This is a genomic window from Microtetraspora sp. NBRC 13810, from assembly GCF_030268685.1.
Lineage (GTDB): Bacteria > Actinomycetota > Actinomycetes > Streptosporangiales > Streptosporangiaceae > BSRQ01.
Window position 1 is genome coordinate 151,152 of the sequence record NZ_BSRQ01000001.1, and the last position, 24,087, is coordinate 175,238.

Sequence of the window (24,087 nt, forward strand, 5' to 3'; positions counted from 1 at the left end):
CCCCCAAGCCAACTGATATTTCGGACATCGACGAACATAGCGGTTCGCGTGGCGCTGGCCATTCTGATAGGAAAGTGCCGCACGTGACCAGGAGGGCGTTTCCAGGTTGAGCATTGTCATCATCAGGCGCCCCGAGCGGCGTCCCTCGCCCAAGCCGCCACGCGGAGAGATCCTCCTCGAATCGCCACCGGAGATCCCCGAGGTCCAGCCGCAGGGTTTCATGGCCGTGCTCACCTACCTGCCGATGGTGGCGGGCGCCGCGGCGATGGGACTCATGTTCACCGCGGGCGGCACCGCGAATCCGATCATGTACGTGTCGAGCGGCCTCTTCGCGTTCTCCATGGTCGGCATGACCATGAGCCAGATGGGCCGCCAGGCGGGCGAGCGCAAGAACCGGCTGAACAACCTGCGCAGGGACTACTTCCGGTATCTCGCCCAGGTGCGCAGGAGAGTGCGCCGCTCGGCGAGACAGCAGCGCGAGTCGCTGGAGTGGAGCAGCCCCGCCCCGGACTCGCTGTGGTGGATCGCGATGAGCCCGCGGCTGTGGGAGCGCCGGCCACGGGACGACGACTTCGGCGTCGCCCGGCTCGGCACCGGCGTGCAGAAGCTGGCCATCCAGCTGATCCCGCCGGACTCCAAACCGGTCGAGGACCTCGACGCGCTGTCGGCCGGCGCGCTGCGCAGGTTCGTCAGAGCGCACTCCACCGTGTCCGGCCTGCCGGTCGCCGTCGCGCTGCACTCCTTCGCGCGGATCCACCTCACCGGCGACCCGACGGCCGTGCGGGACCTCGTCCGGGCGATGATCGCGCAGATCACGGTGTTCCACTCGCCGGACGACATGCGGATCATGGTGTGCGCGGACAAGGAGTGGATGGCCCAGTGGGAGTGGGTCAAGTGGCTGCCGCACGCCCTGCATCCCGACCTGACCGACGCCGCCGGCCAGGTCCGGCTGATGAGCGAGAACCTCGCCGACCTCGACCGGCTCGTGGGCGAGGAGCTGAAGGAGCGGGCGAGGTTCAAGCCCGGCGCCTCGGCGGACGGCCTGCCGTACCACATCCTGATCGTGGACAACGGGCGGGTGCCGCACGACTCGCAGCTCGGCATGGACGCGATCCAGGGGGTGACCGTCATCGACCTGTCCGAGTCCACCGGGCCGGTCGAGGAGCGGCTGACGCTGCGGCTGGACGTCAGGCCGGACGGCTTCCACATGGTCAAGATCGACCATGCCGGCAAGCGGTCCGCCAACCGTCTCGGCGACCCCGACACGCTCGACTACATGCGGGCCGACGGCCTGGCCAGGCAGCTCGCCCCGCTGCGCGTCTCCACGGCGAAGGGCGGCACGGAGACGCAGGACGCGCTCACGGCCAACACCTCGCTCACCGACCTGCTCGGCGCGGGCGACCCGACCCGCCTGGACCCCGCGGTCACCTGGCGGGCGCGCGCCGGGCGTAACCGGCTGCGGGTGCCGATCGGGCTCGGCGCGGACGGCCGCACGGTCGAGCTGGACATCAAGGAGTCCGCCCAGGGCGGCATGGGGCCGCACGGGCTGGTCATCGGCGCGACCGGTTCGGGCAAGAGCGAGCTGCTCCGCACGCTCGTCCTCGGCCTGGCCATGACGCACTCCTCGGAGATCCTGAACTTCGTCCTGGTCGACTTCAAGGGCGGCGCGACCTTCCTCGGCCTGGACTCCCTGTCGCACGTCTCCGCGGTCATCACGAACCTGGAGGACGAGCTCCCCCTCGTGGACCGCATGCACGACGCCCTGCACGGCGAGATGGTCCGCCGCCAGGAGCTGCTGCGCGCCGCGGGCAACTACGCGTCGCTGCGCGACTACGAGCGGGCCCGCGAGCAGGGCGTGGACCTGGAGCCGCTGCCCACGCTCTTCGTCGTGCTGGACGAGTTCAGCGAGCTGCTGTCGGCCAAGCCGGAGTTCATCGAGCTGTTCGTGATGATCGGCCGGCTCGGCCGTTCGCTGGGCGTGCACCTCCTGCTGGCCTCCCAGCGCCTGGAGGAGGGCCGGCTGCGCGGCCTGGACACCCACCTGTCGTACCGGATCGGCCTGCGCACCTTCTCCGCCATGGAGAGCCGGGTCGTGCTCGGCGTCGCCGACGCCTACGAGCTGCCCTCCGCCCCCGGCAACGGCTACCTCAAGTTCGACACCACCGGGATGACCCGGTTCAAGGCCGCCTACGTCTCCGGCGCCTACCAGGCCGACCCGCGGCACGTCACCACCCCCGACGGGCAGGTGCTGCGCGCGGAGGTCATGGAGTACGGCACCGCCTACGTCGAGCCGAAGGCCGTCGAGCAGAAGGAGATCACCGCCGCCGAGGAGACGCCGGGGACGCCGCAGACCAGCCTGCTCGACATCGTGGTGAACCGGCTGAACGGCCACGGCCCGCCGGCGCACCGGATCTGGCTGCCCCCGCTGGCCGAGTCGCCCACCCTCGCCCACCTCCTACCGCCGCTGACGGCCACCCCCGAGCTGGGACTCTCCACCACCGGCTGGCCGGGACGCGGCCGGCTGCACACCGTCATCGGCGTCATCGACAAGCCCTTCGAGCAGCGCCGTGACCCGTTCTGGGTGGACCTGTCCGGCGCGGCGGGGCACGTGGGCGTGGCCGGTGGCACGCAGAGCGGCAAGAGCACCCTGCTGCGCACGCTCATCACCAGCACGGCGCTGCTGCACACGCCGGCGCAGGCGCAGTTCTACTGCCTGGACTTCGGCGGCGGCTCGCTCGCCTCGCTGGAGCGGCTGCCGCACGTCGGCGGCATCGCCAGCCGGCTCGACGGGGACCGGGTCCGCCGCACGGTCGCCGAGATGGCCACCCTGCTCCAGCAGCGCGAACGCAGGTTCGCCGAGCAGGGCATCGACTCCATCACCTCCTTCCGGCAGCAGATGGCGGAGGGGGCGGAGGACGGCGACGGCTGGGGCGACGTCTTCCTGGTGATCGACGGCTGGCTGACGATCCGGCAGGAGTTCGAGACGCTGGAGCCGGTCATCACCGACCTGGCCGCGCGCGGGCTCGGCTACGGGATCCACGTGGTGGCCGCGACCAACAAGTGGTCGGAGTTCCGGCCCGGCATCCGCGACCTCTTCGGCACCAAGATCGAGCTCAAGCTGGGCGACGCCTACGAGTCCGAGGTGAACCGCAAGGCCTCGCTCGCGGTGCCCGAGGGCGTGCCCGGCCGCGGCCTGACCAGGGACGGCCTGCACTTCCTGACCGCGCTGCCCAGGATCGACCTGGTGCAGAAGGCCGACGACCTCTCGGCGGGCACCCGCGCGCTGGTCCAGGGCGTGCGCGAGGCGTGGCAGGGGCGGCCGGCGCCCGCGGTGCGGCTGCTGCCGTCCGTGCTGCCCGCCGAGACGCTGCCCGACGTGGCGGCGACCGGGCCGAAGCACATCCCGATCGGCATCGACGAGGCCACGCTGACGCCGGTCATGCTCAACTTCGACACCGACCCGCACTTCGTGGTGGTCGGCGACACCGAGAGCGGCAAGTCCAACGTCCTGAAGCTCATCACCGAAGGGCTGGTCGCCAGGAACACGCCGCGCGAGGCCATGATGATCGTGATCGACTACCGCCGGGCTCTGCTCGACACGGCCGCCACCGACCACCGCATCGGTTACGCGGCCTCCAGCGCGGCGGCGCTCGACCTGATCAACGACACCCGGTCCGCGCTCCTCAAGCGACTGCCGCCCGCCGACCTCACCCCCGAGCAGCTCAGGACGCGCAGTTGGTGGCAGGGCTCGGACCTGTACATCGTGGTGGACGACTACGACCTCGTGTCCGGCACGTCCAACCCGCTCCAGCCCCTGGTCGAACTGCTCCCCCAGGCCCGCGACATCGGCCTGCACCTCGTACTCGGGCGGGCGATGGGTGGCGCGGGCAGGGCGATGTTCGACCCGGTCATCCAGCGGCTCAAGGACATGGCCGGCCCGGCGCTCATCCTTTCCGGCAACAAGGACGAGGGCGCGCTGTTCGGCAACGTCCGCCCGCAGCCGCTGCCGCCCGGCCGGGGTCACTTCGTCGACCGCAGGTTCGGGGCGCGGCTCGTGCAGACCGCCCTCCTCGCGCCCCAGACGCCGCCTGAGGGGGAATGACGAAGGCGCCGGGACCCTTACCGAGTCCCGGCGCCTTGAGCCCGCTCAGCCGCAGTTGGCCCAGCCGGCCTCGGTGGACTCTCGGCCCACGCCGCCCGAGAAGCGCACGCACTTGCCCTTGGCGGGCAGGATCACCGGGCCCGCGTAGTACTCGTAGGCGTCGCTGTCGGTCTGGCTGCCGCCGCCCTGCACCTCCAGGGTGGCGCTCACCTGGGTCGCCCGTCCCACGTCGGCGGTCTTGATGGTGACCACGCAGTTCTCACCGGTGCTGCCGTTGTAGAGCTGGTAGGTCGTCCCGCCGGTGAAGGCGCCCGACCGCTGCACGTAGAACCCCGGGCCGCAGACCTGGGTGGCGGTGTAGGGGTTCGACCGGGGCGGCGCGGGCTTCTCGGGTTCCTGCGTGGGCGGGTCCGCGGTCTCCTGCGGCTCCGGGTCCGGGGCGGTCGTCTGCGCCGGAGGGGACGGCTGCGGGGCGGGCTGGGGCTGGGTCGCCTGCTGGGTGGGCGTCGCCTGCTGCGTCTGCGTCTGCGCCGGGGACGGGGTGGGCGTGACGGTCACCGTCCGGGTGGGCTGCGCGGTCGGCTGCGGCGTCGTGGGCGGCGTCGTGGGCGGGGCCGCGGCCGACGCCGTGACGGTGGGCGGCGCGACGGTGGGCGGCGCGACGGTGGCCGTCGCCGTCGGTGGCGCGATCATGGTGAACTCCGGCGCGGCGGGCGTCTCCGAGGGCCACTCGGTCGGCAGGTCCAGCGCCTCGGGGGCGATGCCCTCCGGGGTGCTCCCCTCCCACGGCACCGTCACCGACGGCTTCGCGGAGGCCAGCGGGTCGGCCGGGCCGAGCGCCGTGCCGCCCGCGCCCGCCCCGCCCGCGGCGTGCCCGCGGGGGGTCGCGCCGGCGCCCGCCGCGGCCGGCTCCAGCGAGACCGGCCCGGACGCGTACTGCCCCGCTCCCCACAGTCCCACGCCGGACAGCAGGACCACCGCCCCGACGGCCGCCACCAGCCCGATGGGGAACGGCTTGCGCGGCGAGTCGTCCTGCGTCCGCCCCTGGATGGTCAGCGGCGGCTTCCTACCCGCCTGCTCCCGGTGCTCCTGGGACATCGGGGCGGGCGGCGGCGCCCAGCCCTCCTGCCCGGCGGGCCCCGGCTCTCCCTGGCCCTGCTGCCCGTGCTGCGCCTGCGCGGGCGGGCCGCCGGTCTCGGGCCCGCCGTACGGGGGCGGGCCGGGCGGAGGTGTGCGGGGCGGCGTGGGGACGCCGGGCGGGTCCCAGGGCTGAGCGCCCTGCGGGAGCGGCATCGTCGGCCCGTCGGGCGGGAGGGGGGTGCCTTCGATCGGCGGCATTCTGTGACTCTCTCCTGAGTGAGCTTTCCTGCCGGCCCTGGCCGGCTTCGGCGCACCGGCCACCAGCGTGTCCGCGGTGCGGTCGCCGAGCAGCCTCAGCAGCGCGGCCGAGGCGGACGGACGCCGGTCCGCCGCCTTCTCCAGCGCGGACACCACGACCCTGCGCAGCGGCTGCTCCAGGGCGCCGGCGTCCGGCCTGCCGTTCAGCACGGCCTCCGGCCGGTGGCCGAAGGGGGCGGCGCCGGTGCCGGCGTGGACGACCACGGCGGCCCAGCCGAACACGTCCCCGCCGGGGCCGTGCGGCTGCCCGCCGAGCTGTTCCGGCGAGCGGTACCCGACCTCGTCCGCCGCCTCCGCCACGCCGACGTCGGTGACCCGGGGGCCGTCGGCGCCCAGGATCACGTTTCCGGGCGAGAGCGCGCGATGGGCCAGACCGGCGAGGTGGACGGCGGTCAGCGCGGTGAGCACGCCCACCGCGACCCGTTCCAGCGCGTCCCCGGTGAGCGGCCCGTCGGCCGCCACGATCTCGGCGAGACTGCGACCCTCGACGTACTCCCGGACCATGTACGGCCGGCCGCCGTGCGTTCCCGCGGCCAGCACCCGCGCCACGTACGAGCTGGACACCCGCCGGGCGGCGTGCAGCCGTTCCAGGAGTGCCGGGTGCGGGCCGGGGTCCTCGGGGAACAGCCTGATGACCAGGTCCCGCCGGTCGCCCGGCGCCCTGCCGAGGTAGGTGGTGCCCCGGTCGCCGTCGCCCAGCAGCCCGAGGAGCTCGTAGTCGGCTATCCGCCGGGGGTCGCTCCGCCGTAAGGGGTGCATGGTCCATCCTTTCGGGGCCGCTGCGCCGATCTACGATATGACAACAAATGCCTCATAGGCATCAGAAGTCGCCATCGCCTCGTTGCGAGGACACGGTGGGACGACCAGGACGCCAGCCTCTGCGCCTGCCCAGCGGGAGGACCACCCGCCCGGCGAGGACGAGCCCGGCCCCGGACAGGGCGAGCACGCCGACCGTGATCGCGGCGCCGACGGCCTCGTGGTCCACCGGAGGGACCTTGGCCACCGCGCCGGGCGGGAGCGGAGCGGGCGGCGGCGGCGCGATCACCGGCTGGTCCGCGGGCTCGAAGGGCAGGATCGCGGTGACGGCCAGCAGCGGGTTCACCATGCCGCTCCCGGTCCCGGCGCCCAGGGTCCCGTCGGCGGTGGCGATGATGCGCTGCCGTACCTGCTGCTCGTCGAGGTCGGGGAAGCGGGCGCGCACCAGCGCGGCGACGCCGGCGACGTACGGCGCGGCGAAGCTGGTGCCCTCCAGGCCGGATACGTAGGAGCTGCCGGTCCAGGTGGAGGTGATGTCCTTGCCCGGACCGAGCACGGCGACCGGGGTGCCCGCGCTGGAGGAGTCGACCCGCCTGCCGTCGCTCGCGGCGGCCCCCACGGCGAGCACGCCCTCGTAGGAGGCGGGATAGTAGGGCAGAAGGGTGCCGTCCTCGCTGGTCACGTTCCCCGCGGCGGCGACGATCACGATGTCCTTGGCCAGCGCGTAGTTCACCGCCTGGCGCAGGATCGGGTTGTCCTGGGCCTGCACGGACACGTTGATCACGTCGGCGCCGAGGTCGGCGGCGCGCTTGATGCCCTCCGCGAGGAGCTGGACGTCACCGTCCTCGCTGTTGGTCTGCTTGAGCGAGATCAGGCGCACGCCGGGTGCCACGCCGTAGTAGGGCACGCCCGCGATCTGCCGGCCGGCGATGATCCCGGCCACCGCCGTGCCGTGTCCCACGCAGTCGCTGTACCCGGTGCCGGTGAGATCGACGGACTTGGTGAGCCGGATCTGCGGGTGCGTCGGATCGACTCCGCTGTCGACCACCGCTACGGTCACGCCGTCGCCCCTGGTCAGCGGCCAGACGGCCGGCAGTCCGAGGCGCTGCTGCGGCCAGCCCTCGGCGACCTTGAGACTGCCCTTGGCCGGCCGGCAACGGGCGGGCTCCGCCTCGGCCGTCGCCGGAGCCGCCGTCCACAGCACGGCCAGCGCGATCGCCAGGACGCCCCGCCCCGCCGTCACCAGGAAGCTCACCCTGAATCACCCCCGAACCCGAACCCTCCGCACGCCACCGGGGACGTGGGAGCGCCGCCCCGGACCAGGACGGCGCGTCCAACGGTGTATCACCGGTCTCCGCCGACGGCGTCACCGGTCCGGCGTGCGTCAGCCGCAGTGCTCGAAGGCGGGGGCGTCGTAACGGGCCGAACCCGCGGAGCCGCCCCACTTCACGCAGGTCTGCTTGGCCGGGGCGCGGACCGGACCGGCGTAGTAGGCGTAGCTGCCCGAGTCGGTGGCCCTGGCCTTGCCCTTGACCTCCAGGTAGGCGGTGACGGCGGTCTTCGTGCCGACGGAGGTCTTCTTCATGGTCACGACGCAGTTGCTGCCCGAGGAGGCGTTGTAGAGCAGGTAGGCGGTGGCCGCGCTGCCGACCGCCGCCGAGTCGACCTTCTTGTAGCCCGAGCCGCACACCTTCTCCGGCGTGTAGCCGCCGGGGGAGGGCTCGGCGGGCTTGGCGGGCTTGGCCGGAGCCGCGCCGCCGCCGCAGTTCTGCGACTTCAGGGTCTGGCTCGGGTACTTGAACCCGGCGCCGTTGAAGCTGGCGGCCCGGATGTTGCCCGGGTAGGAGCCACCGGTGGTGCGCACCTCGTAGTGCAGGTGAGCGACCATGCCCTTGTGCTTGGAGGTGGTCTTGCCCACCGTGCCGATCTGCTGGCCCTGCTTCACAGTGGCGCCGACCGACACGGACCTGCTGTTCAGGTGCGCGTAGAAGGTCACCAAACCGCCACTGTGCTGGATCTTGACCAGGTTGCCGAAGCCGTTCAGGCTGCCCTGGTTCGCGGACGTGATCACCTTGCCCGCCGCGGCGGCAACGACCGGGGCACCAAGGTCGGCGTCCCCGGAGCCCTGGTTGAAGTCGATCTCGTACTTGGAGGCATGGGCCGAGCTCCCCGACGAGCCCGCCCACGTCTGGCCACAGGGGAAAGGCAACTGGAAGGTGGGCGCCGCGGCGGCCGTGGACGCGGCGGCCGGGTGGACGGGGAGTCCCAGCGCGAACAGCGAGGCACCAATAGCAACAACCGTCACAATACGCATGCGAGGAAGGATGTCAGGCCGTGATGGTTGACGTCTAGATCATTTGGGTACTGTTCACCAGTTGGGTCAAATTCCACCGAACCCGGCGTCGGGACAGAACATAATTCCTGTTACGGACGCGGCCTCGTCCGCCCAGTGGGGCAACTCCCCCCAAATCGGACATCAGGTCATCGGAGTTAACGAAGGCTGTCTCCAGGGTTAACATCCGACCATTACGTTGCGCTGGATTGAAGGATCACCTTCTCCAGGAGGAGTCCGGCCTTGGCCTACCCCACAGAGCCCGGCGCAGGAGCGCCCTACTCGCCCGTGACGGATGTGACCCCGGCCGACCTCGTCAGCCGGAAGGACGACTTCCACGACGAGAAGGCCGCACTCGACGCCGCCCTCACCAACGTCGCGAACCGGCTCGCGTCGCTGGGAGCCTTCTGGGGCGGCGACGAGGACGGCGTCCGGTTCTACGACGGCGACCCGGACGACGGTGAACAAGCCAGGGGCTACCGGGCGGCCGCGGCGGAGGCCCTGGCACACATCTCCGACCTCCGCGACGCCTACCTGCTCATCGGCCACGACCTCGTGACGGCCGGGGCGAACCTCGCGGGCGCCGACTGGCAGGCCGTCGCCGACATGATCCAGGTCATGGAGACGGACCAGGCGGCCATCGACGTGCCGACGACCAAGGCCAGGGTCGAGTGAAGGCGGTCGCCTCCTTCGTCGGCAGGCACCCGCTGGCGAGCGCCGGACTGGTCGGATCTATCGGCAGCGCGGCGTTCGTCACCGCGATGCTGAACATACGCTCCCCGGAGGGCGATCCCGGCCTGCTACGCGAGGCCGCGGACGCCTGGGACGAACTCGCCGCGACCCTCGAACGGATCGGCGCCCGCGCGGACACCGCCGCCGCCCTGGTGTGGCGGAAGAACTCCGGCGCCGGCATCGAGGAGTTCCGCGCCATGTGGCTCGGCACCTTCGCCCGCCGCCCCGACGACCTCGCCGCCTTCTGCCGCTCCATCGCCGCGGCCTGCCGCTCCTACGCCCACGTGGTGGACACGGTCCAGTACGTGCTGCGTGTGCTCGCCGTCCAGCTCTGGCTGATCATGGTGTACAGCGTCATGTGGGGCTGGGCCACGGCCGGCATCTCCAGGATGGTGCAGAAGCGGATCGTCGAGAGGTACTTCCGGCAGCGGGCCTGGGCGGCGAAGACGTTCCTCCGCATGGAGCGGCGGAAGATCCTGACCAAGTGCTTCTACTACTCGCTGGACAGCATCGCCCACGCCGCCGGCGGGCAGGCCCTCCAGTGGAGCGTCTTCGGCGCCACGGGCGCGCAGGGACCTGACCGGCAACGACGTCACGGGCGCCGGTGAGAACATGGCGCAGTTCGCCCGCGGCCTCGCCGCCAACGTCGTCTTCAACGGCATCCACGACCTGACCCAGGTCGGCCCGATGGGCAAGGTGTTCCGCCCCAACCGCGTCGGCGGCTTCATGAGCAGGATGGTCGGCTCGACCTCCTACACCGTCAGCGACAACCTGCTCAAGGGCGACTTCGACGACGCGTCGTTCCCCACCTGGGACGAGATGATCTCCAAGCTCATCATCCACGGCTCCCGCACCGCCAAGGCCCCCAGCCCCTCCACACCGTAGCCCCGCCGTAGCGCCGCCGCGTACCGGGGCCGGCGGCACCCCCTGCCCCCGGACCCGTGTGGGCGTCCGGGGACGGGGGCGCTTTCAGCGGTCCGACGGGATGTCCCACAGACCGTCGTCGAGCAGCGGTTCCATAAGGAGGCCCGCCTGGCTGGCGACGTCCTGCTCGGCCCGTTTCGCGGCTTCCATGATGGCCGCCGCGAGCGCCTCCGATCCGAGGCGCATCGCACGCGGGTCGATCGTGAGCCCCTGCAGCGCGCCGTCGGCCGACACCTCGACCTTCACCTGCCCGCCCGCGGCCTCACCTCTGCCACGCGTCTCCGCGAGATCCCTGCCGACCTTCTCGAATCGCGCATTCTGCTCGCCCAGCACCGACATCATCCGGTCGAGCTCAGGGTTCCCGCTCCACGGCCCGGGCTCCTGAAGCGCCGACATGGCACTCTCCCTCCATCCACGATCCGGTAAAAACCGTTCAGCCGCAGTTACCCCAGCCCGCGCTCGTCGAACCGCCGTCGCCGCCACCCGAGTAGCGCACGCACTTGCCCTTCGCCTGCACCATGACCGGCCCCGCGTAGTACTCGTAGGCGCCGCTGTCACTGTCGCTGCCGCCGTTCTGGGCCTCCAGCGAGGCGTGGACCTGGGTGGCCTTGCCGACGTTCGACGTCTTCATGGTGACCACGCAGTTGTAGCCGGAGCTGGTGCTGTAGAGCTGGTAGACGACCCCGCCGCCGAACGAGCTCTGCCGCTGGACGTAGAACCCCGACCCGTGGCCGCCGCTGTTGCACACCTGCGTCGCCGTGTACGGGTTGGACTTCTCCGCCGTCTTGGTCGGCGTCGGCGGCTTGGCCGCGCTGGTGGGCGGCTTCGTGGTCGGCTTGGGCGACGGCCTGGGCGTCGTCTGCGCGGGCGTGGGCTTGGGCGTGGGCTTGGGAGAAGCCTTCGTGGTGGGCTTCTGCGTCGGCCTGGGCGAGGACTTCGCCGTGGGAGCCTTCGTGGTGACCCTGGCCGTGGGCTTCGGGGCCTTCTTCGTCACCGTCCTGCGCGGCGCGGCGGTCGACTTGCGCGACGGCGCGCTCGTCTGCACCGGCGGCAGGGGCGGCAACGGCGGCGGGGTCGGCACGGCGGTGACCGTCGGCACCGGTACCGAGGGTGCCGACGCCGACTCCGTGGGCAGCTCAAGGGGTGACACGCCGTCGCCGCCGGACGCCGTGCTCCACGGCACGGTCACCTCCGGCTGCGGGCTGCCCAACGCGCCGGGCGGCGGCGGCAGGTCGGTCACCTTGGCCTGCGCGGCGGCCGGGGTGAAGGTCTTGCTGCCGCCGACGTACTGCGCCGCCCCCCACAGTCCCACGCCGGACAGCAGGATGACGACGCCCACACTCGCGGCGAGCCCCACCGGGAACCGCGGCCCGGCCGCCTTCCCGTCCGCCCCACCGGCCTGCCCCCCGTACGGCGGAGCCCCCGCCTTACCACCCGACTGCTTACTCTCCCGCTGCCCGGCCCCCTGCCCGGCCACCTGCCCGGCCCGCTGCCCGGCCCGCTGCCCGCCTCCTTGCCCAGGCAACGCCGGCGCCGCCCAAACCTGCGGCACCCCCTTCTCAACACCCGGCCCAGCCCCACGCTGAACCCCACCCCCCGAACCCTGCGCCGACCCCTGACCCGGCTGTCCCGGCCCCGGCACCTGAACCTGCGCTGATCCCTGACCCGGCTGACCCGGCCCCTGGACCTGTGCCGATCCTTGGCCCGGCTGCCCGTGTCCTTGGCCCTGCCCAGGACTTTGGCCGGGCCCGGGCCCCATGCCCTGCCCTGGCGCGTGCGCCTGTCCCGGTCCCTGAACGGGTCCGTGTCCCTGTACCGGTCCATGTCCCTGTCCCGGCACCTGAACCGGTCCGTGGCCTTGGACCGGCCCTGCCGGACCGTGGCCTGGGAGCGGCCCCTGGCCATGCGCGGCAGCCATTGCCTGACCCGGCCCGTGGCCCCCGCCCGGCTGCTGGCTCGGGGGCTGACCCTTGTCCGGCCCCTTGGCCTTCCCCTTGTTCTTCCGCCCCTTGACGGCCTCGAAAACGGTGTTCTTCCGCCCCTTCACGGCCTCGGGAACACTTCCTTGCCCCGGCCCGGTTCCGGGACCGGGCACAGGACCCTGTCCCGGCCCCGGAACCGGCCCGGGCCCCTGGCCAAGAGGCTGCACCGGCCCCTGCCCCGGGCGCCACCCAGGGTTGACACCCGGCCCACCATAGCCACCAGGCCCACCAGGCCCACCAGGCGCCATCGGCCCAGCCCACGGACCACCGGGATGCGGAGGACCGGCATACGGCCCACCGCCCTGCGGCCCCGCAGGGTACGGCCCGCCGGGATGCGGACCAGGATACGGACCACCCGGATGCGCACCGGGGTGCGGCCCACCGGCGTACGGACCTCCGGGCAGCGGGCCACCAGGCTGCGAACCGGGATACGGACCACCAGGCGGAACCCACGGACCGCCGGAGTGCGGCCCACCGACCGGCCCACCCAGCCCCCCGCCAGGCACCCCGCCGGAAGGCGTCCCCGGTACAGCCGCGCCACCGGGTACGGCCGCGCCACCAGCTATCGCCGCGCCACCGGGCGACTCCGCAGAGCCCCCGGCGGACGCCCCCGCGACAGCCGCGCTTCCACCAGCACCCGACGCCGGGTCACCACCAGCACCTGACGCCGGGTCACCACCAGCACCCGTCACCAGCACACCGCCGGTGTTCGACTCACTGGAAGCGTTTACAGTTTCCGCGCTCGGCGCCACCTTCTCAGCACCCGGCGCCTCGGAAGCCGCACTCTCTGCCACCGCTCCGGAGGCGACAGCGGCACCCGCGACCTCCCCGGCACCCGCAGCGACGACACCGGCGGCGACCGCAGTCTCCTTCACCGCCCCACCGGAAGCACCACCCTCGACACCTTCCCCGGAAGCCCCGGCCTCGCCGTGAGCAGCCTCGCCCGCCGAAGCGGCAACCCCCTGCGCAGGCTTGGCCGTGGGAACGGCAACGGTCTCCGACGCGTCGCCAACCGCAGCACCGTCACCACCGGCCACCACGACACCCGCACCCCCGGCTGCATCGGCACCCGGCACGGCACCGGCACCGGCACCAGCGCCCGGTACGGCGGCAGCACTCGTACCGGTTCCGGCATCCGCACCCGCCTCAACCGCACCGCCCGGCACAGCCCCAGCGTCCCCTCCACTGTCATCGAACCCCTCAGACACGGACCCCTCAGGCACAGCGCCTTCAGACACCGACCCCTCAGGCACCGACCCCTCAGGCACGGAGCCCTCATCGCCGGACGGCTCTTGCTCCACAGCGGCAACCTCCTGCGGCTCCCCAGACACGACCTCCTGCCCCTCAGAAACAGCGGGCACGGCGGCGAGCCCGGTCGTGCCCGCCGCCTCAGAACCGGCAGCCCCGCCGGCCGCACCAGCGGCAGACGACCTACCGGCACCGGCCGAAACGGCGGCCGACGACGGCTCCACACCCTCGGCGTCCGAGACAGCGGCCGAGTCAGCAGCCGAGGCGGCGGGGGTGGCTGGAGGAGGGGGGGTGCGGGGGGTGGTGCGGATCTTCTTGGTGGTGGAGGAGGCGACGAGTTTGTCGGGGGTGCCCTCGCCGAGGAGGCGAAGCATGGCCATCTGGGCGGTGGGCCGTTCGGAGATGTCCTTGGCCAGGCAGGCGGCGACGACCTTGCGAAACGGCGGGGCGATGGCGCCCAGGTCGGGGGCCTCGTCCACGATCGCCGTGGCGTCCGCGCCGAAGGGGGCGCGGCCGGTGGCGGCGTAGACCATCGTGGCGGCCCAGGAGAAGACGTCGGTGCCCGGGCCGCTGGGTTCGTCCCTGACCTGTTCCGGCGAGCGGTACTCGGGGTGCAGCATGCCCATGCCGAGCCCGATGTCGCTGACCCTCGGGCCGCCGGGGCCGAGCAGCACGTTGTGCGGGGTGAACCCCTGGTGGGTGACCCCGGCGAGCCGGATCGAGGTGAGCGCCGTGAGGGTGCCCACCGCGACGCGTTCCAGCAGGTCGCCGGTCAGCGGCCCGTCGGCGGCCACCGCCTCGTGCAAGGACCGGCCTTCGACGTGCTCGCGCACGAGGTAGGGCCGATCGCCCTCCCACCCGGCGGACAGGACGCGGACCGCGTAGGAGGTCGACACGCGTTTGGACGCGAGGAACCTGCGGGAGATCGCCTCCCGTCTCTCCGGGGTCGCTCCCGGCTCGGCCGGGAACAGCTTGACCGCATAACCCTGCTCGTCGCCGGAGCGTTGTCCGAGATGGACGACGCCACGTGCGCTCTCCCCCACCCGGCCGATGATCTCGAAGTCGCCTACACGCTTCAGATCATCCGGCAGCAAGGGGTGGATCTCCCCCATCGCGTTCCTTCCACGCCCAAACACATATCAAAGAATGATCTACCACCATCTAACCAAATCGGTCACACTAGCATCAGAGATTCGTGCCATGTTCGCGTGGAATTGCGTTACGCCCCAAACCCTGACACGGGGGACGGCCCGACAGGCGGTCAGCCGACCTTGACGAGGATCGTGTGATAGCCGGTGGCGCCGTCGGGCGCGGGCGGGGCGAGGGCGGCGGTCTGCGTGTGGCCGGTCGCGTCCGTGGCGCGGACCTCGATCGTCTGCTCGCCGCGCGGCAGGTCCCAGTCGATCGACCACTGGCGCCAGGTGTCCGGGCCGGGCGTCTCGGCGAGGGTGGCCAGCCGCCAGTCGCCGTCGCCGACCCGCACCTCGACCGCGTCGACGCCGCGATGTTGCGCCCAGGCCACCCCGGCGATCTTGGTACGGCCGGGCGGCAGCGAGGCGCCGGACTGCGGCACGTCGATCCGGGACTGCGTCTTGATCGGCCCCCGCTCCGCCCAGCCGCGCGGGGTCCAGTAGGCGATGTCCTGGTCGAAACGGGTCACCTTGATGTCCGTGACCCACTTGGTCGCCGACACGTACCCGTACAGGCCGGGCACCACCTGGCGCACCGGGAAACCGTGGTCCGGCGAGAGGGCCTCGCCGTTCATCGCGATCGCGAACAGCGCGTCGCGGCCGTCCATCACGACGTCCATCGGCGTGCCGCAGGTGAAGCCGTCGGCGGAGGTGCTGAGCAGCATGTCGGCACCGGACCGCAGGCCGGCGCCGCGCAGCACGTCGGCCATCCGCACGCCCAGCCAGCGCGCGTTGCCCACGTAGGGGCCGCCGACCTCGTTGGACACGCAGGTCAGGGTGACGTCGGCCTCGGTCAGCGGCATCCTGACCAGGTCGGCGTAGGAGATCTCGATCGGCCTGTCCACCAGGCCGTGGATCTTCAGCGTCCAGCTCGCGGGGTCCACCTGGGGGACGATGAGCGCCGTGTCCACCCGGTAGAAGTCGGCATTGGGGGTGACGAACGGCGACAGCCCCCTGATCCGCAGGTCCACCCCGGCGGGCAGCGGCTTCGCGGGCGTCCTCGGGGCGGGCAGCTTGATCGTGCTCCTGGCCGCCGCCACCTCCTTGCGCCCGGCCAGCATCTGACCGGCCAGCGCGCCGGCCCCGGCGACGACGACTCCGCCGGCCACGCCGGTGAGCAGCGCCCGCCGGTCGAAGGCACGCAGCTCCGCGCCCGCCCGCATCACCACCGGCCGCTCCACATCGCCGGTGCCCGTGCCCGTGCCCGTGTCGGTGCCGGTGCCGGTGCCGGTGCCGGTCTCGGTCTCGCTCTCCGGGTCCGCCGGAAGCGGCGACTCGTACGGCACGGCGCGCAGCATGCGGCGGGTCAGCCACGACAGGGTCCACACGCCCGCGCCGATGCCCACCACGGTCGGCAGCACGTCGACCGCCTGCGCGCCGGGGCGGCTCAGCACCGCGACCAGCCCGACGACGCCGATGGCGCCGAACGCGGCGACGGCGGGGCGGAGCCTTCGCACGGCCAGCACGCCGAGCGCGCCCGCGGCGACGGCCAGGACCACGAAGACGCCGCCGACGAGGACGGCCTTGTCGTTCGTGCCGAAGGTGGCGATCGCCCACTCCTTGAGCGGGCCGGGTGACAGGTCGATCAGCGACTCGCCGACCGCGATGACCGGGAACGTCGCGCCGTCGATGACACCCGCGACCAGCTGGGCGATGCCCAGCGCCACCGCCGCGGAGACCAGTCCCGCCAGCGCCGCCGCCCAGCCGGGGACGCCTGCCGGCGGGACGATCCGCCCGGGAACGCGCGCCGGCGCCATGTTGCCTCTCACGCTTGGACCTTACGCCCGGACGGGTGGCGAACTTCTTACACGATGGTTACAGCAGCTCCGCGACGACCGGCGCGAGCGCGCGGAACGCCCGCCCGCGGTGGCTGATCGCGTCCTTCTCCGCGGAGGTCAGCTCCGCCGTGGTGCGGATGCCGCCCTCCGGCACGAAGATCGGGTCGTAGCCGAACCCGCCGGCGCCCCGGGGCTTGTCCACGATCACGCCGTGCAGCGCGCCCTCCACCACCCGCTCCTCGCCGGAGGGCAGGGCGAGCGCGGCGGCGCAGGCGAAGTGGGCTCCCCTGTGCCCGGCGGGCACGTCGGCGACCTGCGCGAGCAGCAGGTTGAGGTTGGCCTCGTCGTCGCCGTGCCGGCCGGACCAGCGGGCGGAGAACACGCCGGGCATGCCGTTCAGCGCGTCGACGCACAGCCCGGAGTCGTCGGCCACGGCGGGCAGCCCGGTCGCCGAGGCGATCGCCCGTGCTTTGATCAGCGCGTTCTCGGCGAAGGTGAGGCCGGTCTCGGGGACGTCGCCGATCTCCGGGAACTCCTCCATGCCGGCGAGCTCCACCGCCAGCCCGGCGGCGGCGAGGATGCGCCGCAGCTCGACGATCTTCCCGGCGTTGCGGGTGGCGAGGACGAGACGGCTCACGCCAGGGCCTTGCGCTGCAGCTCGGCCAGCTCGGCGCAGCCGGCGGTGGCCAGGTCGAGGAGCTGGTTGAGCAGGGCCCGGTCGAACGGCGCGCCCTCCGCCGTGCCCTGCACCTCGACGAACTCGCCGCCCCCGGTCATCACCACGTTCATGTCCGTCTCGGCCGCGACGTCCTCGGTGTAGCAGAGGTCGAGCAAGGGAGTGGTGCCGACCACGCCCACCGACACGGCGGCGACCGAGCCCACCAGCGGGTCGCCGGGGCACATGCGCCGCTTGCGCATCCAGCCGATCGCGTCGGCCAGCGCGACGTAGGCGCCGGTGATCGCGGCCGTGCGGGTGCCGCCGTCGGCCTGGAGCACGTCGCAGTCGAGAATGATCGAATTCTCGCCGAGCGCCTTGTAGTCGACGCAGGCGCGCAGCGAGCGGCCGATCAGCCGGGAGATCTCGTGCGTCCTGCCGCCGATCTTGCCCCGGACCGACTCGCGGTCGGAACGGGTGTTGGTGGAGCGCGGCAGCATGGAGTACTCGGCGGTGACCCAGCCGAGCCCGCTGCCCTTGCGCCAGCGCGGCACGCTGTCCTGTACCGAGGCGGCGCAGAGCACCTTCGTGCCGCCGAATTCGACCAGCACGGACCCCTCGGCGTGGGCCAGCCAGTTACGGGTGATGGTCACCGGCCGAAGCCGGTCCGGAGTACGTCCGTCTGCACGCGCCATGATGTTCACCCTAGGGGATACACCGCGCCGCTACGTGCCAGCTCGGTACGGCCGGCGAAACCGCCCCGACCGGCGTCCTCCAGGATCCGGTCCTGGGCGTTCCACGGCACGAGATGGGTGAGCACCAGCGTGCCCACGCCCGCCCCGGCGGCGTGCTCGGCCGCCTGCCGCCCGTTCAGGTGCAGCCCGGTGGGCAGGCCGGGCTCGTCCAGGAAGGACGCCTCGCACAGCAGCAGGTCGGCGTCGGCGGCGAGTTTCACCAACTCGGCCGACTCCCCGGTGTCGGCGGAGTAGGCGACGGAGTGACCGCCGTAGGAGACGCGGAAGCCGTACGTCTCCACCGGGTGGTTCATCAGCGCGGCCGTCACCTCGAACGGGCCGATCCGCCGGACGCCGGGGGTGAGCGCGTTGAACTCGAAGGCGGTCTCCAGGCCGGGCTCCTCCGGCATGCCGTAGGCGGCGGCGAGCCTGCGCGGGGCGTCCTTCGGCGCGTGGACGGGCAGGCGTGGGAAGGGCGCCCGCGGGGAGTAGGTCCGGACCACGTGGTAGGGGCACAGGTCCAGGCAGTGGTCGGCGTGCAGGTGGGACAGGCAGACGGCGTCCACCTCGGCCAGGTCGACGTGCCGTTGCAGCGCACCGAGGGCGCCGTTGCCCAGGTCGAGCAGGAGCCTGAAGCCCTCGGCCTCCAGCAGGTAGCAGGAGGCGGGGCTTTCGGGGCCGGGGTAGCTCCCGGAACACCCGACGATCGTCAGTTTCATGAGGCGGCCTCCTAAGAGGGAGCGCGCAGCGCTCCGTTACCCGAAACGTCCTCCCGGACGACGAGCGGGCCGAGCTCGGCGAACTCGACCGCCTCGATCTCCGGTCCCAGGAACCTGCGTCCCAGCCGCCGGAAGAGCGTGGCCTCTCCGGTGGCGCGGAAGCGATGGCGGGGGTTCGCGCCGTCGCCTTCCAGGCCGCGGTCGTGGAGGACGCGATAAACGTCCTTGGCCGTCTCCTCCGCGCTGGACACCAGGGTCAGCGCGTCGCCCGCCACATAGGAGATGGCCGCGGTCAGCAGGGGATAATGGGTACAGCCGAGGATGAGCGTGTCGCAGCCCGCCTCCTGGACGGGCCGCAGATACTCACGGATCACCTCGATGAGCTCGTCGCCCGAGGTCTCCCCCCGCTCGACGAACTCCACCAGCCTCGGCGCCGCCACCCCGGTCAGGCTCACGTGCGGCGCGGCGGCGAACGCGTCGTCGTAGGCCATCGACTCGATCGTGGCGCGCGTCGCGATGACGCCCACCCGCCCGTTGCGGGTGGCCTGCACGGCCCGCCGGGTGGCCGGCTGGATCACCTCGACCACGGGCACGCCGTAACGCTCCCGCGCGTCCCGCAGCACCGCCGCGCTCGCGCTGTTGCAGGCGATGACCAGCATCTTCACGTCGTGCTCGACGAGATGGTCCATCACCTCAAGCGCGAAGGCCCGGACCTCGGCGATACGGCGCGGCCCGTACGGCTGCCGCGCCGTGTCCGCCACGTAGAGGATCGACTCGTGGGGGAGCTGGTCGATGATCGCCCTCGCGACGGTGAGCCCGCCGACGCCGCTGTCGAAGATTCCGATGCTCTCGCCTGACACGTTTCCCAAGGTTAGGGGACCTGGCTTGATCGCTCATCGTAATAATGCTCACAGCGCGAGTGTCTTCCATCCCTTTTTGCCACGGGTTTTCCGCGGCCGGGGGCGGTGGCCCACGTGGTCAGCCCCGGCCGAGGCGGGCGATCTGCCGGGACTGCGCGACGATGCGCCCGGTGGAGTCGCGCACCTCGACCTCCTCGTCGAACCAGCCGTCGCTGATCAGCCGGCCGCTGCCGTAGAGCGTGAGCCAGCCGGGGGCGGGCAGCGCGCGCAGGTACCAGGTCAGCTCCACGGTCGGCGCCCACCCTCTGGCGCCCGCGGAGAAGACCACCGGCGGCAGGGCGTCCACCGCCAGGGCGAGCACGAACGGGTCGGGATCCTGCGGCTCGGCCATCCGGAAGTAGGCCCGCGACTCCGGCCGCCCGGTGGGCTCGCCGGTCAGCCAGCCGATCGTGGGCGGGTCGAAGAGCATCTCCAACTGGGCGTTGAGCGTCATGTTGGACTCAGGCTTGGGCTCGGGCAGCGGGCGGCACCGCTCCGGCGGCGGCATGGCGAGCGGCGGTCCGGCGGACCAGTCGGGCGCGGCGTCGCCGAGCGTCGCGGTGGTGACCAGCGCCTCGATGTAGGCGCGGTCGTCCTGGAGCAGGGTCGCCCTGGTCATCGCGGCGGTGCGGCCGGCCTTGAGCTGCTCCAGCCGGACCTGCGCCGGGCCCGGCCGCGGGGCGCGCAGGAACTGCGCGCTGGTGGAGACGGGATGCGCGTGCGGCGAGGCGTCCACCACCGCGCGCAGCACCACGGCCAGCAGGTAACCGCCGTTCAGCGGCCCGCCGATCCCGTATCCGTCGTCAAGGCATACGTCATAGGTGGTCTCGTCCACCCGGAGAGCCCGGGTCGCCTCGTCAAACTTGGTCATCCACGCCCCTCGTGCACCACTACCGAACTATGTTCTGCGGGCTAACTGTACCGCGCCCTTGGCGTATCGGTCCGAGAGGCCGACGGTCTGAAAAATCCGGAAAAAAACTAAATATCGCATTAGACGCAAACATCGGATGGTTAGTTCTCTGCAAGTCAACCGCTAGCAAAGTGCACTAGCTTCTAGGAGCACCCAGAAGCCCACGATGTGAGTTGATATGTCGTCGAACACTCCCCCCGGACCTCCGGCATCGGACGAGCCGGACCCGAGCCGGACCGTCGTCTATCGTCCCCAGCAGGGGCAGCAGCCGCCGTATCCGCCGCAGGCGGGGCCTTCGGGCTACCCGCAGCAGAATGTTCCCCCAGGTCAGGGCCAGCAGCCCGGTTATGGCCAGCCTTATGGCGGTCAGCCGGGATACGGCCAGCCCGCACCGGGATACGGTCAGGGACAGGGCCCGGGATATGACCAGGGTTACGGTCAGAACCAGGCACCGCAATACGACCCCGGCGCCCAGCAGTACGGCCAGCAGCCCTACGGCCAGCCCCAGCAGCAGTACGGCCAGCCCGGCTACGGCCAGCAGGGGTACGGCCAGCCGCAGGGCCAGCAGGGCTACGGACAGCAGAGTCACGAGCAGCAGGCGTACGCCCAGCAGGGCTACGGACAGCAGGGCCAGCAGGGGTACGGGCAACAGGGCTACGGCCAGCAGGGCCAGCAGGGCTACGGGCAGCCGTCCTGGTCCGGCGGGCCCGAGGTGCTCGGCGGCGGCGCGCAGCCGCGCAAGGGCAGGCGCGGCTGGATCGCGGCGGTCATCGCCGCGGTGGTGGTCGTCCTGATCGGCGGTGGCGGCGTCTACGCGGTCAACCTGCTGAGCGGCGGCGGCACCCAGCCGGAGGCGGTCCTGCCCGGCAGCGCCCTCGCCTACGTGCGCCTCGACCTCGACCCCGCGGCCAACCAGAAGCTGGCGCTGTTCAACATCGCCCGCAAGTTCACCCCGACCAGGGAGTCCTTCAGCGGCGAAGACCCGCGCCAGGCGCTCTTCAACCTGATCCAGTCACAGGGCGAGGGCGCGGAGGGCCTCGACTTCGCCAGGGACGTCGAGCCGTGGCTCGGCTCCCGGATCGGCGTGGCCGTCACTCCGCCCGCCCAGGGTTCCGACGAGCCCGGCGCGGTGGTCGCGGTGCAGGTGACCGACGAGGCCGCGGCCCGGGCCGGGATCACCAAGCTGATGGAGGGAGAGCAGGCCGGCATCGCCTTCCGCGAGGACTACGCGCTGGTCACCGAGACCCAGGCGCTGGCCGACCGGTACGCCCAGGAGGCGCCGCTGGCGGACAACCCGAACTTCACCGACGACATCGGCGCCATCGGGGAGCAGGGCGTGCTGTCCATCTGGGGCGACATGGACCGGCTGAGCAAGATCCCGAGCATCTCGGGCGAGCTGGACCAGCAGACGCTCAAGCAGGTCGCCGGGGCCCGCTTCGCCGGCGCCCTGCGCTTCGACGGCTCCTACGCCGAGCTGGCCGGCTTGGTGCGCGGCGCCACGATGCTCGACGCGGGCTCGCCTGAGGCCGCGCGGATCAGCGACCTGCCCGCCACCACGGCCGGCGCCGTGTCCGTCTCGGGCCTCGGCGACGTGTTCACCAAGCAGTGGGCCGAGATCAGCAGGATGGCCCAGCAGGACGCGACGTTCCAGCAGTTCCTGGCGGATGCGCAGCAGAGCGGCCTGTCGCTCCCGGACGACGTGGTCACCCTGCTCGGCAAGAACCTCACCCTGGCGGTGGACGAGCGCGGCATCGACGCCGACCTGCCGCAGATCGGCGCCCGCATCGTCACCGACCCCGTCAAGGGCCAGCAGGTGGTGACCAAGATCGAGCAGTTGCTCGCCGCCGAGGGCGGTGGCCTGCGGCTCGGCAAGGTCGCCGGCGACGGCACCCTGGCCCTGGCGACGACCCAGGAGTACGCACAGCAGCTGTCGCAGTCGGGCACCCTGGCCGACAGCGAGACCTTCCAGCTCGCCGTGCCCGACGCCGGCGAGGCCACCTTCGCGGCCTTCGTCGACCTCGACAAGCTGGAGAAGCTCTACCTCTCCAGTGTGCAGGGCGAGGAGCGGGCCAACCTCCAGGTGCTGCGCGCGGTCGGCATCAGCGGCAGGCAGTCCGACAGCGAGTCCACCTTCTCCCTGCGGGTGCTGTTCAACTGATCCCCGGCATACGGAACCCCCCGCCTCCCTCGGAAGGCGGGGGGTTTCGTCGTCCGGGACGGGGTCAGGCCCAGAGCTGGCCTTCCAGCCGGTCCTCCGCCTCGTCCAGGGTGCCCTCGTAGGCCCCGGTCGACAGGTACTTCCAGCCGCCGTCGGCCACGATGAACACGATGTCGGCCCGCTCGCCCGCCTGCACCGCCTTGCGCGCCATGCCCAGCGCGGCGTGCAGCGCGCACCCGGTGGAGACCCCCGCGAAGATCCCCTCCTGCGCGAGCAGCTCCCTGGTACGGCGCAGCGCGTCGGCCGAGGAGACGGAGAACCTCGTGGTGAGCACCTCCGGGTCGTACAGCTCCGGGACGAAGCCCTCGTCCACGTTGCGCAGGCCGTAGACCAGCTCGCCGTACCTGGGCTCGGCGGCGACGATGCGCACGCCGGGCACCCGCTCGCGCAGGAACCTGCCGACGCCCATCAGCGTGCCCGTCGTGCCGAGCCCCGCCACGAAGTGCGTCACCGTCGGCAGGTCCGCGAGGATCTCCGGCCCGGTGGACTCGTAGTGGGAGCGCCAGTTGGCCGGGTTGCCGTACTGGTAGAGCATCACCCAGTCGGGGTGCTCGGCGGCCAGCCCCTTGGCGACCCGGACCGCCTCGTTGGAGCCGCCCGCCGCGGGCGAGGAGATGATCTCCGCGCCCCACATGCGCAGGAGCTGGCGGCGCTCCTCGGAGGTGTTCTCCGGCATGACGCAGATCAGCTTGTAACCCTTGAGCCTGGCCGACATCGCCAGCGAGATGCCGGTGTTGCCGGAGGTGGGCTCCAGGATCGTGCACCCCGGCGCGAGCAGCCCGTCCTTCTCGGCCTGCTCGATCATCCACAGAGCGGGCCGGTCCTTGACGGAACCGGTCGGGTTGCGGTCCTCCAGCTTGGCCCAGATCCGCACCTCGTCGGACGGGGACAGCCTGGGCAGGCCGACCAGCGGAGTCCTGCCCACCGAGTGGATCAACGAGTCAAAGCGCATGGTGCACGGCCTTCGTGTCGGAACGGGCGGCCCGGCTCAGCGGGCGCCACCGGCCACGGCCGGCAGCACGGTGACGGTGTCGCCGTCGGCGACCGGCGTCTCCAGGCCGCCCAGGAACCGCACGTCCTCGTCGTTGAGGTAGACGTTGACGAAACGGCGCAGCGCGCCCTGCTCGACCAGGCGGTCCCGCAGCCCGGGGTGCCGGACCTCCAGGTCGCCGATCAGCTCCTCCAGCGTGCCGCCCTTGCCCTCGACGGCCTTGGCGCCATCGGTGTAGCTACGCAGAATGGTCGGAATGCGAACCTCAATGGCCATCGCGGTCGATCTCCTTGGTCATGTGGTCGTCGTTGGGCACCCACCCGATCCGAACACGGGAGGATGCGGGGGTGTTCCGGGGTGTCAGTGACCCGGACAGTCGTAGACGACGGCCGAGGGAGTGTGCGCGAACAGGTAGCTCTGCACGGCCGGAGCCGCGGCCGACCGGACCCGGGAACGCGGACGCCACGCGGTGGCGAGGACCGCGCTCGGACCGGACTCGGGGTCGGAAGTCGACACGGG

Annotated in this window: 19 protein-coding genes and 1 pseudogene; 5 read left to right on the plus strand and 15 right to left on the minus strand. The window is 72.2% G+C overall.

Annotation, left to right across the window (positions count from 1 at the left end; all coding sequences use genetic code 11):
* Nucleotides 1–106: 106 nt before the first annotated feature.
* Nucleotides 107–4,102, plus strand: a complete 3,996-nt coding sequence (gene eccCa / locus QSK26_RS00725; protein ID WP_285772941.1) for a type VII secretion protein EccCa — start codon at nucleotides 107–109, stop codon at nucleotides 4,100–4,102.
* A gap of 45 nt (nucleotides 4,103–4,147) precedes the next feature.
* Here the strand turns inward: eccCa and QSK26_RS00730 are convergent, their stop codons facing one another.
* The 3 genes from QSK26_RS00730 to QSK26_RS00740 all read right to left on the minus strand — a co-directional run bounded on the left by QSK26_RS00730 (nucleotide 4,148) and on the right by QSK26_RS00740 (nucleotide 8,570).
* Nucleotides 4,148–6,259 (minus strand): serine/threonine protein kinase, encoded by a 2,112-nt coding sequence (locus tag QSK26_RS00730; RefSeq protein WP_285772942.1) that lies wholly within the window; start codon nucleotides 6,257–6,259, stop codon nucleotides 4,148–4,150.
* 61 nt (nucleotides 6,260–6,320) lie between these two features.
* Complete coding sequence (locus tag QSK26_RS00735; protein ID WP_285772943.1) at nucleotides 6,321–7,511, minus strand: S8 family serine peptidase; 1,191 nt, start codon at nucleotides 7,509–7,511, stop codon at nucleotides 6,321–6,323.
* A gap of 129 nt (nucleotides 7,512–7,640) precedes the next feature.
* Nucleotides 7,641–8,570, minus strand: coding sequence for a M23 family metallopeptidase (locus QSK26_RS00740; protein WP_285772944.1), 930 nt, complete (start codon nucleotides 8,568–8,570; stop codon nucleotides 7,641–7,643).
* Nucleotides 8,571–8,831: 261 nt separating this feature from the next.
* Between QSK26_RS00740 and QSK26_RS00745 the strand changes: the two genes are divergently transcribed.
* From QSK26_RS00745 to QSK26_RS00755, 3 genes are read left to right on the plus strand one after another with little or no spacing between them, the layout of a single operon-like run.
* The gene (locus QSK26_RS00745) at nucleotides 8,832–9,263 is read left to right on the plus strand and encodes a hypothetical protein (protein ID WP_285772945.1); all 432 of its coding nucleotides are present in this window, start codon (nucleotides 8,832–8,834) and stop codon (nucleotides 9,261–9,263) included.
* Nucleotides 9,260–9,928, plus strand: coding sequence for a WXG100-like domain-containing protein (locus QSK26_RS00750; protein WP_285772946.1), 669 nt, complete (start codon nucleotides 9,260–9,262; stop codon nucleotides 9,926–9,928). The genes QSK26_RS00745 and QSK26_RS00750 overlap by 4 nt, the downstream gene beginning before the upstream one ends.
* 4 nt (nucleotides 9,929–9,932) lie before the next feature.
* A complete protein-coding gene (locus tag QSK26_RS00755; protein WP_285772947.1) occupies nucleotides 9,933–10,205 on the plus strand; it encodes a hypothetical protein in 273 nt (90 codons plus the stop codon).
* 84 nt (nucleotides 10,206–10,289) lie between these two features.
* On the opposite strand, the gene QSK26_RS00760 is transcribed toward QSK26_RS00755, so the two are convergent.
* From QSK26_RS00760 to QSK26_RS00805, 9 genes and pseudogenes are all read right to left on the minus strand, one after another.
* Nucleotides 10,290–10,640, minus strand: coding sequence for a YbaB/EbfC family nucleoid-associated protein (locus tag QSK26_RS00760; protein WP_285772948.1), 351 nt, complete (start codon nucleotides 10,638–10,640; stop codon nucleotides 10,290–10,292).
* Between the two features lie 37 nt (nucleotides 10,641–10,677).
* The gene (locus tag QSK26_RS00765; protein WP_285772949.1) at nucleotides 10,678–11,769 is read right to left on the minus strand and encodes a hypothetical protein; all 1,092 of its coding nucleotides are present in this window, start codon (nucleotides 11,767–11,769) and stop codon (nucleotides 10,678–10,680) included.
* 2,136 nt (nucleotides 11,770–13,905) lie between these two features.
* A pseudogene (locus tag QSK26_RS41670) lies at nucleotides 13,906–14,586 on the minus strand (protein kinase domain-containing protein); the annotation flags it as partial.
* Between the two features lie 149 nt (nucleotides 14,587–14,735).
* Nucleotides 14,736–16,421 carry a molybdopterin-dependent oxidoreductase gene (locus tag QSK26_RS00780; RefSeq protein WP_285773515.1) on the minus strand — a complete coding sequence of 562 codons (1,686 nt, stop codon included), beginning with the start codon at nucleotides 16,419–16,421 and terminating at the stop codon, nucleotides 14,736–14,738.
* A 58-nt stretch (nucleotides 16,422–16,479) separates the two neighbouring features.
* Nucleotides 16,480–17,079, minus strand: a complete 600-nt coding sequence (rdgB, locus tag QSK26_RS00785) for an RdgB/HAM1 family non-canonical purine NTP pyrophosphatase (RefSeq protein ID WP_285772952.1) — start codon at nucleotides 17,077–17,079, stop codon at nucleotides 16,480–16,482.
* Nucleotides 17,076–17,792, minus strand: a complete 717-nt coding sequence (gene rph / locus QSK26_RS00790; RefSeq protein ID WP_285772953.1) for a ribonuclease PH — start codon at nucleotides 17,790–17,792, stop codon at nucleotides 17,076–17,078. The genes rdgB and rph overlap by 4 nt, the downstream gene beginning before the upstream one ends.
* Before the next feature lie 5 nt (nucleotides 17,793–17,797).
* Complete coding sequence (locus QSK26_RS00795) at nucleotides 17,798–18,550, minus strand: MBL fold metallo-hydrolase (protein ID WP_285772954.1); 753 nt, start codon at nucleotides 18,548–18,550, stop codon at nucleotides 17,798–17,800.
* An 11-nt stretch (nucleotides 18,551–18,561) separates the two neighbouring features.
* Nucleotides 18,562–19,410, minus strand: coding sequence for a glutamate racemase (gene murI, locus QSK26_RS00800; protein ID WP_285772955.1), 849 nt, complete (start codon nucleotides 19,408–19,410; stop codon nucleotides 18,562–18,564).
* 118 nt (nucleotides 19,411–19,528) lie between these two features.
* A complete protein-coding gene (locus QSK26_RS00805) occupies nucleotides 19,529–20,320 on the minus strand; it encodes a thioesterase family protein (RefSeq protein ID WP_285772956.1) in 792 nt (263 codons plus the stop codon).
* A gap of 217 nt (nucleotides 20,321–20,537) precedes the next feature.
* Here QSK26_RS00805 and QSK26_RS00810 point away from each other — a divergent pair, with 217 nt between their 5' ends.
* Complete coding sequence (locus tag QSK26_RS00810) at nucleotides 20,538–22,517, plus strand: DUF3352 domain-containing protein (RefSeq protein WP_285772957.1); 1,980 nt, start codon at nucleotides 20,538–20,540, stop codon at nucleotides 22,515–22,517.
* 64 nt (nucleotides 22,518–22,581) lie between these two features.
* Here the strand turns inward: QSK26_RS00810 and QSK26_RS00815 are convergent, their stop codons facing one another.
* The 3 genes from QSK26_RS00815 to QSK26_RS00825 form a co-directional block, all read right to left on the minus strand.
* Nucleotides 22,582–23,529, minus strand: a complete 948-nt coding sequence (locus QSK26_RS00815; RefSeq protein ID WP_285772958.1) for a PLP-dependent cysteine synthase family protein — start codon at nucleotides 23,527–23,529, stop codon at nucleotides 22,582–22,584.
* Nucleotides 23,530–23,565: 36 nt separating this feature from the next.
* Nucleotides 23,566–23,844, minus strand: a complete 279-nt coding sequence (locus tag QSK26_RS00820; protein WP_285772959.1) for a MoaD/ThiS family protein — start codon at nucleotides 23,842–23,844, stop codon at nucleotides 23,566–23,568.
* Nucleotides 23,845–23,928: 84 nt separating this feature from the next.
* Nucleotides 23,929–24,084 carry a hypothetical protein gene (locus QSK26_RS00825; protein ID WP_285772960.1) on the minus strand — a complete coding sequence of 52 codons (156 nt, stop codon included), beginning with the start codon at nucleotides 24,082–24,084 and terminating at the stop codon, nucleotides 23,929–23,931.
* Between the last annotated feature and the right edge of the window lie 3 nt (nucleotides 24,085–24,087).

Coding starts and splice junctions, on each gene's coding strand:
- QSK26_RS00730 (WP_285772942.1), bottom strand. CDS start 6,259: ATGCACCCCTTACGGCGGAGCGACCCCCGGCGGATAGCCGACTACGAG.
- QSK26_RS00740 (WP_285772944.1), bottom strand. CDS start 8,570: ATGCGTATTGTGACGGTTGTTGCTATTGGTGCCTCGCTGTTCGCGCTG.
- QSK26_RS00755 (WP_285772947.1), top strand. CDS start 9,933: ATGGCGCAGTTCGCCCGCGGCCTCGCCGCCAACGTCGTCTTCAACGGC.
- QSK26_RS00760 (WP_285772948.1), bottom strand. CDS start 10,640: ATGTCGGCGCTTCAGGAGCCCGGGCCGTGGAGCGGGAACCCTGAGCTC.
- QSK26_RS00780 (WP_285773515.1), bottom strand. CDS start 16,421: ATGGCGCCGGCGCGCGTTCCCGGGCGGATCGTCCCGCCGGCAGGCGTC.
- rph (WP_285772953.1), bottom strand. CDS start 17,792: ATGGCGCGTGCAGACGGACGTACTCCGGACCGGCTTCGGCCGGTGACC.
- QSK26_RS00795 (WP_285772954.1), bottom strand. CDS start 18,550: ATGAAACTGACGATCGTCGGGTGTTCCGGGAGCTACCCCGGCCCCGAA.
- QSK26_RS00805 (WP_285772956.1), bottom strand. CDS start 20,320: ATGACCAAGTTTGACGAGGCGACCCGGGCTCTCCGGGTGGACGAGACC.
- QSK26_RS00810 (WP_285772957.1), top strand. CDS start 20,538: ATGTCGTCGAACACTCCCCCCGGACCTCCGGCATCGGACGAGCCGGAC.
- QSK26_RS00815 (WP_285772958.1), bottom strand. CDS start 23,529: ATGCGCTTTGACTCGTTGATCCACTCGGTGGGCAGGACTCCGCTGGTC.
- QSK26_RS00820 (WP_285772959.1), bottom strand. CDS start 23,844: ATGGCCATTGAGGTTCGCATTCCGACCATTCTGCGTAGCTACACCGAT.